This window comes from Breoghania corrubedonensis (assembly GCF_003053845.1).
Taxonomy (GTDB): Bacteria; Pseudomonadota; Alphaproteobacteria; order Rhizobiales; family Stappiaceae; genus Breoghania; species Breoghania corrubedonensis.
On the sequence record NZ_QAYG01000013.1, the window covers coordinates 24,248 to 41,101 of the forward strand.

A 16,854-nucleotide genomic window follows, 5' to 3' on the forward strand; every position below is an offset into this window, starting at 1 on the left:
CGCTGACGACGTTCCCCCTCAACTAAGGGCACCGCCGGCAATGTGGGACGGCGTGAACCGTCTCCCGTTTGGGACCGCCAGGCGATTATGGCAGCGTTGTCCTTGACCTGCGAACGCAGGCGGGGATGATGGCCGGACCATGTTTATTCTCGCTCACTTATCCGATCCTCATCTCGGCCCGCTTCCGAGCCCATCCTTGCGCGAGCTCGCTTCCAAGCGGGCTATCGGCTATCTGAACTGGCAGCGCAACCGTGCTTCCAAGTTCACCACCGCGCATCTGGACGGGCTTGTCGCCGATCTGAAGGCGCAGGCTCCTGACCACATCGCGCTCACCGGCGATCTCGTCAATATCGCCATCGAGGCAGAATTGGCGCCTGCCCGGCGCTGGCTCGATGCGCTCGGTGCTCCCGAAGATGTGTCGGTCGTTCCTGGCAATCACGACGCCTATGTCCCCGGCGCCTTGCGCAAGGCGAGCGAGGCGTGGGCGCCATTCATGCGCGGTGACAACGAGCATCTGGCTGCCGCCTACCCCTATGTGCGCCGACGCGGCGATATTGCGCTCGTCGGTGTTTCCAGCGCGCGTGCCTCGGCCCCGTTCCTGGCCACGGGCCATGTCAGCACGGGCCAGGCCAAGCTGCTTTGCCAGCACCTCCAAACACTCGGACGCAAAGGGCTGTTCCGGGTCGTGATGATCCACCACCCTCCGGTTCGCGGCTCCACCGATTGGCACAAGCGGCTGGTTGCAGGTTCCCGGGTTCGAGCCGCCATTCAGGAAGGCGGCGCCGAGCTCGTGTTGCATGGCCACACCCACGTGGACAGCCTGCACTGGCTCAAGGGACCGAAAGGCCCCGTTCCCGTTGTCGGGGTTCCGGCGGCATCGAACGCACCGGGCGGCAAGAAGCCAGGTGCGCGATACAATCTCTTCGGGATCGAGAAGGCCGGCGACGATTGGCACTGTCACTGGCGCGAGCGCGGATACGAAAAACCGGGCCAGGGTGTCGTGGATATTCGCGAGCGCAATCTTTCGGACGAGTTGCTCGCGGCGGCCGAATAACGGACTTATGCCGGCATCGACCGGATACCCGTATCAGCCCAGCGGATTAAAGAACCAGGCGTAGCCAACGATCCCGGCGATGCCGATCACAAGACCAATCAGAAAAACGAGGGCGGTCGCAGCGACGCCGAAGCCGCGGCGCGGCAGCCCCGCCTTGCGACGATCCTCCGCTTCGACCATCGCCTTGTCCGCATCCGCGCGCAGCCGCTTCAGCAGCCAGTCCGATTCGAGCGCGCGTTCACGGTCGATCATGCGTTCCGCAACATATTCGGTGATGCAATCGGCCATCGCGTGGGCCGAGTCCGTCTCCAGAAGAACGGTCCGTCCGAGACGCGTATCCTTGACGAACCGATAGGTCCGCCGGTCGCGTGCGATCACCACATGACTGGTAACATCGATCCACATGCGCGGCGGATTGCCGGGCACGACCTGCAGCATGAACTGCTCGTCGCCATCCGGGATTTCCTTGGAAACGCCTTCCAGTTCCTCGCACAGGATTTCGAGCCGCGCCCTCTCCGTCTCCTGCAGCTCGATGATGACGTCGGTTCGCTCGGCCTCGGCCAGGCGGACCTTGCGCATCGCCTCGCGCAGGCTGCGCACCTTGGCATGCGGCACAACGTTATCCGCCTGATCGCTCATCGCCGTAACTTCTCCGGGCTTCGATCGCAGGAAGGAATGCGGCCATTGCGAAGCCGCGACCTTCAACTCGCACGTGAATATATATTAATACGTCATTAAGTAACACGGTGAGAGTCCCGTTTCAGCTTCACGGCCACTTGATTGCGAGTCTTCCCCGGTTAATCTCCCCGTCATGGTAAACATTCACGAGGCGAGAAAATGACAGTGATACCGGCAAGCGCCGAACTCGTTAGAAACGCTGCGGAAGCCGCTGGCTTGTCCATTCACGTCGTGGAGGTCCCGGGAACGGCGCGAACCGCGCAGGAGGCGGCCGACTCGGTCGGCAGCACAGTCGGCCAGATCGTCAAATCGCTGGTTTTCAGGGGGCGTGATTCGGCCAAGCCGTACCTTCTTCTGGTCAGCGGCGACAACCGCGTCAACGAAAAGGCCGTCGCCCGCGACATCGGAGAAGCGCTTGAGCGGCCGGACGCCGCATATGTCCGTGAAGTGACCGGTTTTGCGATTGGCGGCATTCCACCGCTCGGCCATGCCCAACCTATGGCGATCTACATGGACGAAGATCTTCTCGCCAAGGACGAGATCTGGGCGGCTGCAGGAACGCCGCGCTGCGTCTTCGCGACCAATCCGCAGGCCCTGCGCGAGGCCACCGGCGCGACGGTGATCTGCGTCAAGGGCTGAGAACAACTGGCGCCCCCATGTTGCGGACGACACAATGGCGGCGCGACGACGCGAAACGCACGAAACGGGAGACAGACGATGCTGGTGGACGGAAAGCCGTATCGCACGATCTGGCTGAACGAGGATGGACGCTCGGTCAACATCATCGACCAGACGCGGTTTCCGCACGTCTTCTCGATAGTGACGTTGAGATCGATGAAAGCGGCTGCGGTCGCGATCCGCACGATGCAGGTGCGCGGCGCTCCGTTGATCGGAGCAACGGCCGCCTACGGCGTGGCACTCCAGATGGCGGAGGATCCCAGCGACGGGGGCCTCGATCACGCCTGCCGCACGTTGATGGCGACGCGACCGACGGCGGTCAATCTTCGCTGGGCGATCGATGAAATGCGCACGCTGCTGAAGGATCTGCCCCGGGACAAGCGGAGCGCACGCGCCTATGCCCGCGCCGCCGAAATCTGCGACGAGGATGTGGCGATCTGTGCCGCGATAGGCCGCAACGGACTTGAGATCGTACGTGGCATAGCGGCGAGAAAAGGCCCGGGCGCCACCGTCAATATCCTCACCCATTGCAACGCAGGCTGGCTCGCCACGGTCGACTGGGGTACGGCCACCGCGCCGATCTACATGGCGCACGATGCGGGCATTCCGGTTCATGTCTGGGTCGATGAAACCCGCCCGCGCAACCAGGGTGCGGCCCTCACCGCATGGGAACTCGGTCGTCATGGCGTCCCCCACACGGTCATTCCCGACAATTCCGGGGGACATCTCATGCAGCACGGACAGGTGGACATGGTGATCGTCGGCACCGATCGCACCACCGCTTCCGGCGACGTCTGCAACAAGATCGGCACCTACCTGAAGGCGCTGGCGGCCCGAGATAACGACGTTCCCTTCTACGTAGCCCTGCCCTCGCCCACCATCGACTTCACGATCGATGACGGCGTGCGCGAGATCCCGATCGAGGAACGCGCCGGTGAGGAGGTTTCGAAAATCTGCGGCCTTACCCGTGACGGCCGCATCGAGACGGTGTCCATCGTCGCGGACGGATCGCCAGTGGCGAACCATGCGTTCGATGTCACCCCGGCCCGGCTGATCACGGCCCTCATCACCGAGCGTGGCGTCGTTGCAGCCGACAAGGACGCGCTCTCGGAGATGTTTCCCGAGCGTGCAGTCGGCGCGGTGTTGCCGTCCCACGAAAAGGAAGCCGGTGCGGCATGACGACAGGGGGCAGCAGGCATCGCGTCGCTGCGTCATTCATGTTTTCTTAATCCGGGACGGAGATACTGGAAGTGTGTATCTTCCGGATACAATCGGAATAGAATGCACCGGCTTTTATCAGGGGCCCGTCGTGGTTGGCAGTGTCGGCTATCAGAAACGATATGCGCTGACGAGCGTGAAGAAATTCTCGTTCACGGACAATAACGCCACGTGGAAAGCCAAGCGCCAAGCCTCGAACGAGAAGTTCCTCGCACAGCAGACAACCACGGCCAGCCTCTTCTCCACCAGCACCAATGCCGTCGCGGGCCAGGTGCAGCTCACCACCCAGCTCGTCCAGTCGCGGCTTCAGTCCGAGATGAACGCAAAGCTCGCAGAACGGCAATCCAAGCTCGATGAGCTCTATTCCGGTCTCGACATGACCGTCTGACGGTTTCGCTTAAGGCGCCATCCGCCCTCGGCACATCGAGTCACGTCAGCAACCTGCACATCAGTTATGCCTTCAACGCGCTTGTGAGAACGCACGAGCGGCGATATTGCCGCGGCTTCGGCCACGGGTCCGCGTATTGAAGCGCCCGACGGACGGACGGCAAGGCCGGTTGGCCGCCTGGTCTCGAACACGACGAGCGTCTCATGTCTTCCCAATCCAGCCTCGGAAAGGGCATTGCCCTTGCCTTCCTGAGCTTCGCGACATTCTCCTTCTCGGATGCCTGCGTGAAGCTGCTTGGAAACCAGCTCGATCCATTTCTGGTAACAAGTATCGGCTCGATCTTCAGCCTGATGGCGCTGCCCTTCGTGAAGGCGCCGGAGGACCGCTGGAGCGACGTCTTCCGCACCTCCAACCGAACCCTCTGGATGGTGCGAGCCGGCACCGCGACGCTCGGTTCCGCCGGCAGCGTGACTGCCTTCTCCACACTTCCCATGGCGGAAGCCTTCGCGCTGATCTTCCTGCTCCCCTCTTTCGTGACGATCCTGTCGATCCTGTTCCTGAAGGAACAGGTCGGCTGGCGGCGCTGGGCGGCCGTGGCGATCGGCTTTGCAGGCGTGCTGATCGTGCTGCGGCCGGGTTTTCGCGAACTCTCGATCGGACATCTGGGCGCACTCTTCGGCGGCCTGGCCGGCGCTGTCTCCGTCATCCTGTTCAGGGCTATGGGCCCTTCGGAAAAGCGCATTTCCCTCTATGGAGCAGGCTTCTTCGGGCCGATTGTCCTGTGCGCCATCCTGATGATCCCGCACTTCACCTGGCCCAATAGCGAGCAATGGGTATTCATCGCGGGCTACGGGCTGCTCGCGGGGCTCGCCAATGTCGTGCTGATGCGTGCCGCCCATCACGCTCCGGCAAATGCGCTCGCACCTTCGCAGTACAGCCAGATGCTGTGGGCGCTCCTCCTCGGCTGGCTGATCGCGCGCGAGACGGTGGATGCGATCATGCTGGCCGGAATTGCCCTGATCATCCTGTCCGGATTGCTCACCTTGATGCGCGAGCGCGTGCGCGGCACCCCGTTGCCCCCGCCGGTGGCATCAGCCGATGCCCAGCCGGCCCTTTCAATCGACGCGGCATCGGACGAAACCGACGGCGGGCAGACCACCGGAAACTGCGTCTGCGAACACCGCCCGGCGCGCTGAACGCGGCCTTTGGAGATCCCCCGAGCGGGCAAAAGCCGCCGCCCGGTCCCGACGAGGGTTTCGGGCGGAGCTTCTCGTTCCGGGCGCGGTGTCCTTCGGCTCAGACAGATCCGATCGTCTTCAACCTTGCCCGGGTGTGGATTTCGCTCTGGCTCATGACCGTTGTGTGTGCCCGGAAGCGTTCCACGATGGAGCGCACAAAGGGACGCGAGGCTGCCGAGGTCAGGAGCACCGGTGCCTCGCCAACCATCGCCGCCTTTTCGAAGGCCTCGCGCACCTGGGCAACAAATTCCTGCAGCTTGCTGGGCGCCATCGCGAGATGGCGATCGTCGCCCTCGCCCACGATGGCTTCCGCGAAGGCCTGCTCCCATTTCGGCGTCAGGCTGATGAGCGGCAGATAGCCGGCCGGCGACTGATTGGCGGAGCAGATCTGCCGGGCCAGACGCGCCCGCACGTGCTCGGTGATGACCTGCGGATTGCGGGTGAAGCCGACAGCTTCCGCGATACCCTCCAGGATGGTCGAAAGATCGCGCACCGAAACGCGTTCGGCCAGCAGCATCTGCAGCACGCGCTGGATGCCGGAAATGGTGATCTGGCCCGGAACGATATCGTCGACCAGCTTCGACTGCCCTTCGGGAAGCTCCTGCAACAGTTTCTGCACATCGGCGTAGGAAAGCAGTTCGGACACGTTGGCGCGCAGGATTTCCGTGAGATGCGTCGACATGACGGTCGCCGGATCCACCACCGTATAGCCCTTGAGCGTCGCATCCTCGCGCAGGGACGGATCGACCCACGTCGCCGGCAGGCCGAAGGTCGGCTCCGTCGTGTGCGTGCCCGGCAGCTTCACCTGCTTGCCCTGCGGGTCCATGACCATGAACTGATTGGCGTGGATCTCGCCCTTCCCCGCTTCCACTTCCTTGACCTTGATGACGTATTCGTTCGCACCAAGCTGGACGTTGTCGAGGATACGCACCGGTGGCATCAACACGCCGAGATCGAAGGCAAGCTGACGACGCAACGCCTTGATCTGTTCGGTCAGCTGATCACCCGTGACGCTTTCGGAATTGATCAGCGGCAAGAGCGCATAGCCAAGCTCGATGCGCAGATCATCCATCTTGAGCGCATCGGTGATCGGCGGCTCCGGCACGGGCGCGGGCTGGGCCGCTTCCACTTCCGCCGCGACCTTCTCCATTTCCTGGCGCTTTTGCACATTGTTGCCCTTGGTGGCGAGCCAGCCGGCAAGCCCACCCAATGCCAGGAACGGAATCATCGGCATTCCGGGAAGGAGCGACATGATCACCATGACGCCCGACGACATTCCAAGCGCCTTGGGATAGCCGGAGAGCTGGGAGACCAGCGCCTTGTCGGCGGCGCCCTTGACGCCGGCCTTGGAGACGAGAAGACCGGCGGCGGTGGAGACGATCAGGGCCGGGATCTGCGAAACCAGTCCGTCGCCAACCGTCAGCAGCGTGTAGGACCGCCCCGCCTCGGCAAATGTCAGATCGTTCTGCACGACACCGATGACGATGCCGCCGATAACGTTGATGAACGTGATCAGAAGGCCGGCGATCGCGTCGCCACGAACGAATTTCGAGGCACCGTCCATGGCGCCGAAGAAGGAGGATTCGTCTTCCAATTCCGTGCGGCGGCGGCGCGCCTCACTTTCGTCAATGAGGCCGGCGGACAAGTCCGCATCGATCGCCATCTGCTTGCCGGGCATCGCATCTAGGGTAAACCGCGCCGCGACTTCCGCGATACGTCCGGAGCCCTTGGTGATGACGACGAAGTTCACGATCACCAGAATGCCGAAAACGATCATTCCGATGACGAAATTACCTCCCATCACGAAGCTGCCGAACGCCTCGATAACGTGCCCGGCGGCATCCGGGCCTTCGTGCCCGTTGGCCAGAATCAACCGGGTAGAGGCCAGGTTGAGCGCAAGTCGCAACATCGTCGCGATCAGCAGCACCGTGGGAAAGGACGAGAATTCCAGAGGTGTCTGAATGAACAGCGACGTCATCAGGATCAGCACCGAAAGGGTGATCGACATCGCCAGAAACAGGTCGAGCAAAAACGACGGCATGGGCAGGATGAGCACCACGAGGATGGTCATCACCGCGATGGCGAGGCCCAGATCGCCGCGTTTCAGGACACCGAGTATTTCGGTGACACTGAATCCCCCGCCTCCGCCACCGGAAGGCAAGTTGCCACCTGTCTTCGCGGGGGGCGCTGCAACACTCGGAACGTCGCTCATCAACAGGCCTCTAAAGGGTGCGCGCTAGCGCGGGGCAGTCAGGCAGGCTTCGGGTATCTAGTAGGCAGCATAGCGGGGTTCGCCGGGCGACGGGATTTGCGTCCCCTCTCCGGCGTAGAGATTGAGCTTGTTGCGCAATGTGCGAATGGAGATTCCGAGAATCTTCGCCGCATGGGTGCGATTGCCCAGGCAATGATCCAGCGTTTCCAGAATGAGCTGCTTTTCGACTTCCGCAACGGTGCGCCCGACCATGGTGCGGCTGACCGCTTCCGCCGTCATGGCAGCCTGCTCGGCCGTCCCCCCGCCGCTGCGGATGGGGCTGCCATCGGGCATCAGGATGGCCGCCGCCGAGATTTCCTCGTCCTGCGCCAACAATACGGCGCGGTGCATCGTGTTTTCAAGCTCGCGCACGTTGCCGGGCCACGGATTGGACGCAAGCGCGCGGCGCGCATCCGCACCGATCGGAAGCTCAGGCACCCCGTTGATCTCGGCATACTTGCGCACGAAATGCTGGGCGAGTTCCAGAACGTCGGCGGGGCGCGAACGCAACGGCGGGATCTTCAGGTTGACCACGTTGAGCCGGTAGAGAAGATCCTCGCGGAACCGCCCGGCGCGCACCTCTTCCGCCAGATCCCGGTTCGACGTGGCGATGATGCGGATGTCGACGGGCACCGGACGCGTGCCCCCGACCCGGTCGATCACGCGCTCCTGCAAGGCCCTGAGAAGCTTTGCCTGCAGACGGATATCCATTTCGGAAATCTCGTCGAGCAGCAGCGTGCCGCCATCGGCCTCCTCGAACTTGCCGACACGGCGTGCAACGGCGCCCGTGAACGCGCCCTTCTCGTGCCCGAAGAGTTCCGATTCCAGCAGATTGTCGGGAATGGCGGCGCAGTTGATCGAGACGAAGGTCTTCTTCACGCGCTGCGACCTTCGGTGAACGTGGCGCGCCAGCACTTCCTTGCCCGTACCGGATTCACCCGTGATCAGCACCGAGGCGTCCGAGGGAGCGATCTGCTCGGCGAGTTTCACCACCGCGGCCATCGCCTCGTCGCGGTAGATGAGATCGGACTGGTCCTCCGCCACCGCGCTGAGGACAGCGGCGATCAGGTCCGGGTCCGGCGGCAGCGGGATGTACTCCTTGGCGCCGGCGCGGATGGCATCGACCGCAGCGCGGGCATCCGATTGTGTGCCGCAGGCGACGACCGGAACGTGGATGCGTTCGTGCTGCAGTCGTTCGATCAGTGAGGCGATGTCGAGACCGACATCGATCATGATCAGATCCGCGCCCTTGCCGGCGCGAAGTGTCTTGAGACCGTTCTCGACGGTCTCGGCGAAAGTGACGCTGGCGCCGCTTTCCATGGCGATCTTGGAAGCCACGGTAAGCTGTCCGCCGAGCGTGCCAATGATCAGAAGGCGCATGTCATTTCTCTCGTCCTGAAGACCGCTATCGATCGGTCTTGATGATTTCCGTCATCGTCACGCCCAGCTTGTCCTCCACGAGGACCACTTCCCCGCGTGCAACCAGCCGGTCATTGACATAGATGTCGATCGCTTCGCCGACCTTCCGGTCGAGTTCGACCACCGTTCCCGACGACAGGTTCAGCAAATCGGATACCTGCATGCGGGAATGGCCGAGAACGGCCGCCACCCGCACCGGCACGTCGAAGACGGCTTCCAGGTCCGCGGCCGACCGTGCATGGAGAGGCTCGCCTTCCTTGTCGCGCCTCGCCTCGCCCGGCGTCAGTTCCTCGAACTGCATGCCGCCGGCACCGGGCCCGTTTTCGCTCTCGTCGTTATCGCTCATGCGTCACGCTCCCGTGGTATCAGCCGCCGGCCGGCGCGCGGCGAAATAGCGTCGAATAGCGGCCTCGATGTGCTTCTCCAGCGTCTTGCGATCACGCACGAGCCCGCCATCGGCCCACTCCAGGCGGCAATCCCCTCGCTCGATCTCCGGCTCGCCCAGAATGACGATCCGCCCTTCAAAGCCGCGTTCGAAAGCGATCTTGTCGACATGGGCGCGCAACGTCTCGCTATCGCGCTCACAGACCCGGATCACCACATGCGGAGCGCGGCGCAACGGCCCCAGACACTCCGAAATAAGCGCGACCACTTCCCCCAGCGGTTCGCGGGCAATCAGGTGCCCCGCGAAGCGACGGGCGATCAGGAAGGCGAAGCCGACAGAATCCTTCTCGATCCTGTCCAGTTCCCCATCGAGCCTGAGAAGCAGTTCCGCCGCACTGTTGGCGAGCTTTGCCGCCTCCTTCGCCAGCACGTGCATCCCCTCTTCGCCGACCTTCGTGCGTTCCTCGGCCTGACCACGTTCAAAACCGCGTTTTTCCGCCTCCCGGACAAGCCGGTCATGCTCCGACTTCAAAATCGTCGGCTCGACATACACCACCTCCTCCTTCGCGGGCTCCGCCGTGGCGGTAGCCGCAAGATCGCGATCGAAAAGGAACCGAGCCGGATTGGCCATCATCACTCCATTAGTAGACGAGTTCGTCGTCGCCCTTGTTCTTGGTAATCATGATCTCGCCGCGCGCAGCCAGATCCTTGGCGACGTTGACCATTCCGGACTGCACTTCGTCGACGTCGCGCAACCGCACGGGACCGAGCGCCTCCATGTCGTCGCGCAGCATCTTCGCGGCGCGCGCCGTCATGTTGCCGAAGAAGAACTCGCGAACGGCCTCGTTCGAACCCTTGAGCGCGACTGCCAGCTTGTCCTTCTCCACATTGCGCAGCAACGTCTGGGCGCTGGCGGCGTCGAGTTTGGCCAGATCGTCGAAGGTGAACATGAGCGTCTTGATGCGCTCCGCCGATTCGCGGTTGTCTTCTTCAAGCGCGGAGAGGAAGCGGGCTTCGGTCTGCCGGTCGAAATTGTTGAAGATGTCGGCCATCAGTTCGTGCGAGTCGCGTCGGCTGGTGTGCGAGAGGTTCGACATGAACTCCGTACGTAGCGTCTGCTCGACCTTTTCCAGCACGTCCTTCTGCACCGCCTCCATCCGCAGCATGCGGTTGACCACCTCGAGCGCGAATTCCTCCGGCAGAATCGAGAGCACGCGTGCCGCATGGTCGGAGCGGATCTTCGACATCACCACCGCGACTGTCTGCGGGTATTCGTTCTTCAGGTAGTTGGCGAGAACATTCTCCTGCACGTTGGAGAGCTTCTCCCACATGTTCCGCCCGGCCGGCCCACGGATCTCCTCCATGATCGCGGCAACCCGGTCTTCCGACATGAAGGTCGAAAGCAGTCGCTCGGTCGCATCCACGTTACCGGTCAGGGCGCCGGTGGACGTGAGTTTGTGCACGAATTCGCCGAGGAGCTGTTCCAGCATCAACGGCGTAATCGGCCCCAGCCTCGCCATCGCGGCGGAAATTTGCCGAACCTCGATTTCGTCCAGCCGTTCCCAGATGTGCCGGCCATGTTCTTCTCCCAGCGCGAGCAACAGCACCGCAGCGCGTTCGGAGCCTCCCAGCGTCCGCTCGTTCTGGTCGTCAATGACCTTGAGTTCGGCTCCGACAACCATCAAGCGGCCTCGTTCAGCCAGCCGCGCACGATGGACACGGCTTCATTGGGATATTCGCCGACGATCTCGCCGATCTTCTCGACCGACTTGGTATGGTCCTGCCCGGCCTTCTGCGCATCGAGAAGCCACTGGATCCCGTGCTCTTCGTCGCCCTCTCGAACCTCGTTGGTCGCGACCGGAACGAGCGATCCGTCGGCGGCAATCATCATCTGCGGCTCACCACCCTCGATCTGCTCCTGTTCCTTTTCCTCCTCGGCGACAACCTTGCGCACCAAGGGACGGACCACAAAGAACAGCAACAGGATGGAGATCAGCACGATCACCCCGAGCTCGGCTATGTAGAGGATGTCTTCCTTGGTGAAGTCGAACAGACCGACCTCGCTTGCGGGCAGATCTACGATCGGACCCTGGGCAAAGCGAAGATTGACGACCTCGACCTTGTCGCCGCGCTTTTCGTCAAAGCCAACGGCGGAACGTACGAGCGTGGAGATCCTGTCGAGCTCTTCCTGCGAGCGCTCCGCATAGACCAGCTCACCGGCATCGTTCGTCTGATAGACGCCATCGACCAGGACCGCGACAGACAGCCGCTTGATCGCCCCGGCTTCCTCCACAGTGGTGCGCGTGGAACGCGAAATCTCGTAGTTGACGGTCTCTTCGGTGGTATTGGACGCGTCGCGATTGCCCGCATTGTCCTGGTTGACGTTGGCGTTGGGCAACTGATTGCCCGCTGTGACGCCCCCCTCATTCGATGTGCTGGTCGAGTTTTCCTCGCGCGACTGCGTGGACCGCACGACCTGGCCGTCCGGGTCGTAGGTCTCCGACGTCTCCGTCGTGTGGTTGAAGTCGATATCGGCCGCCACGCGAACACGGGCCCGCCCCTGACCGACGACCGACGACACGATTTCCTCGACCTGCTGACGCAGCTTGCGCTCCACCTCGTTGGCCCGCTGCTGCAGCGACGACGAAACCATCCCTTCCGCGTCCTGTTCGACACCGCTCGCCAGCAAGGTGCCGCGCTCGTCGACAATCGAGACGCGGTCTGGCGCCAGCCCTTCCACCGCAGACGCGACCAGATGCTGGATCGCGCGGATCTGACCGCTGTCGAGCGTGCCGCGGACTTTCAGCGCGATCGAAGCCGTCGGATCTTCCCGGTCGCGCTGGAACAATTCGCGCTTGGGCAGGACCAGATGCACCCGGGCACTGACGATTCGCGATATCGACTGAATCGTGCGCGCCAACTCCCCCTCGAGGGCCCTGAGCTGATTGATGTTCTGAACGAAACTCGTGGTGCCCAGCGTATCTGTGCGGTCGAAGATCTCGTAACCGACGGACCCACCGGTGGGCAGCCCCTGTCCGGCGAGCGTCATCCGGGTGCGCAGAACCTTGTCCTGCGGAATGAGGATAGCCGCCCCCTCGTTGCGCGTCTCGTACTCGATACCCATGCTCTCGAGCTGCGTGAGGATAGCGGAGGAATCATCGAAGCTCAGATCGGTGTAGAGCGGCGCCATCGTCGGGGTCGTCACGCGCAAGATGATGACCGTGAACATGCCGATAAGAATGGCCGCAACGGCGCCCATCGCGGCCAGCCGGCCGGCGCCAAGGGTACGCATAAATTCGAGCATGCCGTTCACGAGATGCAACCCATCGGACTGTTTGCGCAAAATTCGCGAGCCGTCTGGAAGAATGAGGATTCTGGGTGTGCGGATTCCTTCCAGACGGCCCGCTAGGCAAAAATTGCCTCGGTCATGGTAAACAACCGGTTAACAAAATATTGCCAGCCCTTTAACAGCCGTGGAAAACAGCGGCGCCTCGCCCTTTCGTTTCCCGCGCAACACGGCAAATTTCGCCGTTCCGGTTAACGGAGTCCGTGCGATACCGCACGCGATCGCGCGGACTGCCAGCATGCCGGAAATGCTATTGGCAATTTTCAAAAGGTATAAAATGAAAAGCGGGCCGGCATGACCGGCCCGCATCGATTGATTAAAACGATCTGCAAGCGATCGCTTCCGCCTGTGCGGAAACCGCGACAGGCCGCGCTATGGAACGCAAAGTCCCACTACGGACGATACTGCTGAACCCGCGTCGCCCGAAGACCCGCAAGCCCGTGCTTATCGATGGAACTCTGCCAGGACAGGAATTCCTCGACGGTCAAGGTATAGCGCTGACAGGCCTCGTCCAGCGACAATAGTCCACCGCGCACCGCAGCCACGACTTCCGCCTTGCGGCGAATGACCCAGCGCTTGGTATTGGTCGGCGGCAGATCGGCAACCGTCAATGGGCTGCCGTCAGGCCCTATGACGTATTTGACCCGAGAACGCACTTGTTCGGTCATCGTACTCTCACACTAAACGTGACCTGCGAAGCCTCGTCCATCCGGACGCATCCGACCGGGTTGCTGGACTATGCTTCAACAAATATTTCCAGACGGCTTCCGATGGCTTGAAGACATCAAGTTCAACGGAAAACGCCTCAGACACCGAGAGACAATACCGGGCTGGTTTTAAAATTTACCTAAGCCATTAGCAACAATTCGGTAAGAGTTAGCACTACCGCTTCCGCCCTTCCCACGCGCGCTATCGGGAGAGCGGAAAAACGAAAAAATGGCGGAATACGGTCGTTTTCCGTATTCCGCCATCCGGCTCGCACTTCTAAAATCGGGAAATGACAACCTCGTGCCAGCCATCACGCGTCGGAAAAACAGACCGACGTCGTCACGATAACTGCGGGGCCATCCTCATAGAGAGAGGCATCTGACGCGCCTGTGTTCATGGAAGCGGTCTGAGAGAATCGCCAGCATCGCGGCAAAGGAATCCGAACCCCGGCGATCGATTCGAAACGGGACAGCGCGAGCTACAGGTTCGCCGACACCGAGGTGACCGACGAGAGGGGGATCGCCACATCACCCATCTTCAAGACCGGCTCGCTGCCACTGAAGTCAATACCATCGACGATGCCGGTCGCCTCCGTTTCGATATCGATCTTCTTGCCGTTGGCATCCTTGGCGGAGAACTCGATCGAATAGGCACCGTCGGGTGCTGTCGTGCCGGAATTCGTGCGTCCGTCCCAGACATAGGCACCCTTCCCCTTCGAGATATCCGCCGTGTGCGAATAGACGATCGCACCCATCGAATTTCGAATGGTGATCTCCGCGTCCTCGGCGGATTTGGAAGCGTCGAATTCCCAAGTGGCGTACCCGTCGATCAGCACGCTCTGGTCGCCAGTCGCGGTGACGCGCTGGCCGATATAGCCGACAAGGTTCGTCGCATTGCTGGACGAGACCTTGTCGATGAGGGTGTCCATACTCGAGTTCAGCTTAATCTGCTGCTCGACCGAGGAATATTGCACCAGCTGATTGGTAAAATCTTCCGCCTTCAACGGATCGAGCGGATCCTGAACCTTCAGCTGGGCCGTCAACAAGGACAGAAACATCTCGTAGTTGGACGACAGGGCATTTGTGCTGTTGGACGCTGCCGAACTGCCTGCGGATGACGAACCCGTAATACTGTCAACCATCACTCTGTTTCCTCTACGCACATACCCAGTTTCATCCGCCGGGCTTCCGGCTAGATTCTGATATCGACGCCGCCGGCTCCGTGCCGGCTGTAAGCCGCTATGCGATCCAGCATCTGCTGCTGATCGGCGGCTTCGCTGGCCGCAGGCCCGCCGGCAAGCGGACCCGTTGGCGTTCCATTGCCATTCTGATTGCCGTCACCACCTGCAAAGCCCTGGCCCTGGCCCTGGTCTTTCAGCGAAAACTGCAATCCGCCGTCCGAATTGGCCTTCAAGCCCGCATTCTCCAGGGCGCGCTCCATGCCACGCTGGTCGCGCATGAACATGTCCAGCGTGTCGCGGCGCTCCACGACGAGATGCGCCTGCACCTTGCCGTCGTCGTTGATCTTCAAATGCACGTCTACCCGACCGAGTTCGGGCGGGTCGAGACGGATTTCAAACCGTGTCACGCCGCGTTGGGCATTGCGCGCAATCTCGGTTGCGACCATCGCGGTGGGCAACGCCGTCGCCGTACCCTGGCCGCTCTGTGCCGCGCGCACCGCTTGTCCGTCAGCGCCCCGCACATTCGCGGCGCTGCCGTCTACACTCGTTCCGAGTACCAGCGGATCGAGCGTGTCACTCTTGGCGCCGTCGACGGCCTTGTCGGCTGATGTCGCAGCAGCCCCAGCCAAAACCGCACTCGCGCCCGTCACGCCACGCGTGCGCTCGTGGGCTGTCGACTTGTTCGCTCCCTGCGGTTCCACCTTTTGGATTTCCGCATCGCCGTCATCGCCAACGTCGGAAACGGACGAGAGATTGTTGAGCCGCGGATCGCCGTCATCGACAGGCTGCCCCGCTCCCGCGGCGGCCTTGAGGCCTGCCGACTGGGCTGACACCTGATCGGGGGTACGCTGCGGTGTCGCCTGCGGCTTGGCGGGATCGGCTCCCTTATCAGCGTCCGTCGGATCTGCCGAATTCGCGCCGTCCATGTTCAAGGCAGAAGCCTTGGAATTCGTCTTTGCAACAACGACCGGTACATTCTCGTCACCGTCCGCGACCGGAGCGGTTGAGACAGTGGCCGTCGGACCGTTTCGCATTGCCTTGACCGAAAGAACGGCAGAGTCCGTCGCCGCGTTATCGCTCTTGCCGGCAGCAGCGGTTTCGCCCCCCGCCGGAGATCCCGACGGCAGCGTGACAGCCGGCGAACGGGCGAGTGCCTTGTCGGACGCCGTCTGCGCCGGCGCCCCAGCCGCGGAAGACTTGTCCACATTGGCCTTGTCGGCTGGCGATCCTGCCGACTTCGCGTCCTTTCCGGCTCCATCGGCGGCGACCGCCGTCTCGCTATCTTTGAGCGTATTCGCCACCGCGTCGGCAGTTGATCCCGCCTTCGCCTCAATACCGCCCGCCATGGCCGCCGCGCCCGAGGCATTCGCCGCTGCCGGCACCTGGGCAGGCGCGCCGCCCTGAGCAGGCGACGTCCCCGACGACTGCGCATTCATTGCAGCATCACCGGCCGCTTGGTCACCAGATGCCGAAGCCCCGGCAACCTGGGGGAAGAAGGTCGGCAAATCCAACCCGGCATCACCCGAGGAAGCTTGCCCCGCCGCCGGCGCACCCGATGTCGGTGCGTCCTGAACCGGCATTGTCCCATCGCTCGCCGTATTCGTCTGTGCGCCCGCATTGACCGTGGCAGCATCCGCCCCGGTTACGGCGTCGACCTGCGGAACGAATGCCAGACCGGCTTTCAAAGCCGCCGTACCTTCGTCCACCGCTCCATCGCCAGTATCTGTGCCATCCCCATCTGCGACGGCTTCACCATCGTCCGGCGTTGCCGCTAGCGCCTGCACAACGGCCTGGGCGAGTTCGCCGGTCGGACTTGCCGCTACGGCCACCGTTGTATCGGCCCCAAGGTCAATGTCGGCCTGGATGACGCCGAGGACATCAAAGGATCCCCCGCTCATGCCGGACGTCCCGGCAGAGGCGGGTTGACCGGCACTCCCGGCGTCGCTCGCGGAGGTCGCGCCACCCGACATGACGCCCGAAAGCTGTGCCGCGAACTGGCCCGATGCGCCACCGCCCTGGTTGCCGCTGGCCGTACCCGCGCCTGCACCGACGGAAAAACCGCCCATGGTCGGATCCAGCGAACTCATCGACTCGAATGTCAGCACGGCTACCTCGCACGCTCCAACGCCAACCGCTCGGATTGGCGGATGGAATTACCCGCCTCCTTCTAGCAAGGGCAGGGCCAATCTCGACGATGGCGGAGTTCTGCGGAAAACGCACTTCGCCTGACGCCGAAACGCCCTGGCAGGCAGCGGAAATCTTTGCCAGGGCGGCAAAGCTTGCCGGGTATGTGAGGACAGAATTGGCGAGCG

At 62.5% G+C, this 16,854-nt stretch carries 15 protein-coding genes; 5 read left to right on the forward strand and 10 right to left on the reverse strand.

Annotated elements, in window-relative coordinates:
- Window positions 1-139 precede the first annotated feature (139 nt).
- Complete coding sequence (locus C8N35_RS21785; protein WP_107991857.1) at window positions 140-1,054, forward strand: metallophosphoesterase family protein; 915 nt, start codon at window positions 140-142, stop codon at window positions 1,052-1,054.
- A gap of 33 nt (window positions 1,055-1,087) precedes the next feature.
- Here C8N35_RS21785 and C8N35_RS21790 read toward each other — a convergent pair whose 3' ends face one another.
- A complete protein-coding gene (locus tag C8N35_RS21790; protein ID WP_107991858.1) occupies window positions 1,088-1,693 on the reverse strand; it encodes a hypothetical protein in 606 nt (201 codons plus the stop codon).
- Window positions 1,694-1,891: 198 nt separating this feature from the next.
- Between C8N35_RS21790 and C8N35_RS21795 the strand changes: the two genes are divergently transcribed.
- The 4 genes from C8N35_RS21795 (at window position 1,892) to C8N35_RS21810 (ending at window position 5,212) form a co-directional block, all read left to right on the forward strand.
- The gene (locus C8N35_RS21795) at window positions 1,892-2,371 is read left to right on the forward strand and encodes a YbaK/EbsC family protein (protein ID WP_107991859.1); all 480 of its coding nucleotides are present in this window, start codon (window positions 1,892-1,894) and stop codon (window positions 2,369-2,371) included.
- A 78-nt stretch (window positions 2,372-2,449) separates the two neighbouring features.
- On the forward strand, window positions 2,450-3,589 hold the full coding sequence (gene mtnA, locus C8N35_RS21800) for an S-methyl-5-thioribose-1-phosphate isomerase (protein WP_107991860.1): 1,140 nt from the start codon (window positions 2,450-2,452) through the stop codon (window positions 3,587-3,589).
- A gap of 130 nt (window positions 3,590-3,719) precedes the next feature.
- On the forward strand, window positions 3,720-4,016 hold the full coding sequence (locus C8N35_RS21805; protein ID WP_146177459.1) for a hypothetical protein: 297 nt from the start codon (window positions 3,720-3,722) through the stop codon (window positions 4,014-4,016).
- Window positions 4,017-4,219: 203 nt separating this feature from the next.
- On the forward strand, window positions 4,220-5,212 hold the full coding sequence (locus tag C8N35_RS21810; RefSeq protein ID WP_107991862.1) for a DMT family transporter: 993 nt from the start codon (window positions 4,220-4,222) through the stop codon (window positions 5,210-5,212).
- 100 nt (window positions 5,213-5,312) lie between these two features.
- Here the strand turns inward: C8N35_RS21810 and flhA are convergent, their stop codons facing one another.
- The 9 genes from flhA to C8N35_RS21855 form a co-directional block, all read right to left on the reverse strand.
- Window positions 5,313-7,466, reverse strand: coding sequence for a flagellar biosynthesis protein FlhA (gene flhA / locus C8N35_RS21815; protein ID WP_107991863.1), 2,154 nt, complete (start codon window positions 7,464-7,466; stop codon window positions 5,313-5,315).
- A 57-nt stretch (window positions 7,467-7,523) separates the two neighbouring features.
- On the reverse strand, window positions 7,524-8,885 hold the full coding sequence (flbD, locus tag C8N35_RS21820) for a sigma-54-dependent transcriptional regulator FlbD (protein WP_107991864.1): 1,362 nt from the start codon (window positions 8,883-8,885) through the stop codon (window positions 7,524-7,526).
- Window positions 8,886-8,910: 25 nt separating this feature from the next.
- The gene (gene fliN / locus C8N35_RS21825; protein ID WP_210203649.1) at window positions 8,911-9,225 is read right to left on the reverse strand and encodes a flagellar motor switch protein FliN; all 315 of its coding nucleotides are present in this window, start codon (window positions 9,223-9,225) and stop codon (window positions 8,911-8,913) included.
- 48 nt (window positions 9,226-9,273) lie between these two features.
- Entirely contained in the window at window positions 9,274-9,939 is a 666-nt protein-coding gene (locus tag C8N35_RS21830; protein ID WP_170122216.1) for a FliH/SctL family protein, read from the reverse strand.
- A 10-nt stretch (window positions 9,940-9,949) separates the two neighbouring features.
- A complete protein-coding gene (gene fliG, locus C8N35_RS21835; RefSeq protein ID WP_107991866.1) occupies window positions 9,950-10,990 on the reverse strand; it encodes a flagellar motor switch protein FliG in 1,041 nt (346 codons plus the stop codon).
- Window positions 10,990-12,612 carry a flagellar basal-body MS-ring/collar protein FliF gene (fliF, locus tag C8N35_RS21840; RefSeq protein WP_245926934.1) on the reverse strand — a complete coding sequence of 541 codons (1,623 nt, stop codon included), beginning with the start codon at window positions 12,610-12,612 and terminating at the stop codon, window positions 10,990-10,992. The genes fliG and fliF overlap by 1 nt, the downstream gene beginning before the upstream one ends.
- Window positions 12,613-13,046: 434 nt before the next feature.
- Window positions 13,047-13,322 (reverse strand): CtrA inhibitor SciP, encoded by a 276-nt coding sequence (sciP, locus tag C8N35_RS21845; RefSeq protein ID WP_107991867.1) that lies wholly within the window; start codon window positions 13,320-13,322, stop codon window positions 13,047-13,049.
- Window positions 13,323-13,840: 518 nt separating this feature from the next.
- Entirely contained in the window at window positions 13,841-14,503 is a 663-nt protein-coding gene (locus tag C8N35_RS21850) for a flagellar hook assembly protein FlgD (RefSeq protein ID WP_107991868.1), read from the reverse strand.
- A gap of 50 nt (window positions 14,504-14,553) precedes the next feature.
- Window positions 14,554-16,647: a flagellar hook-length control protein FliK gene (locus C8N35_RS21855; protein WP_107991869.1), complete on the reverse strand. Its 2,094-nt coding sequence runs from the start codon at window positions 16,645-16,647 to the stop codon at window positions 14,554-14,556.
- Window positions 16,648-16,854 lie beyond the last annotated feature (207 nt).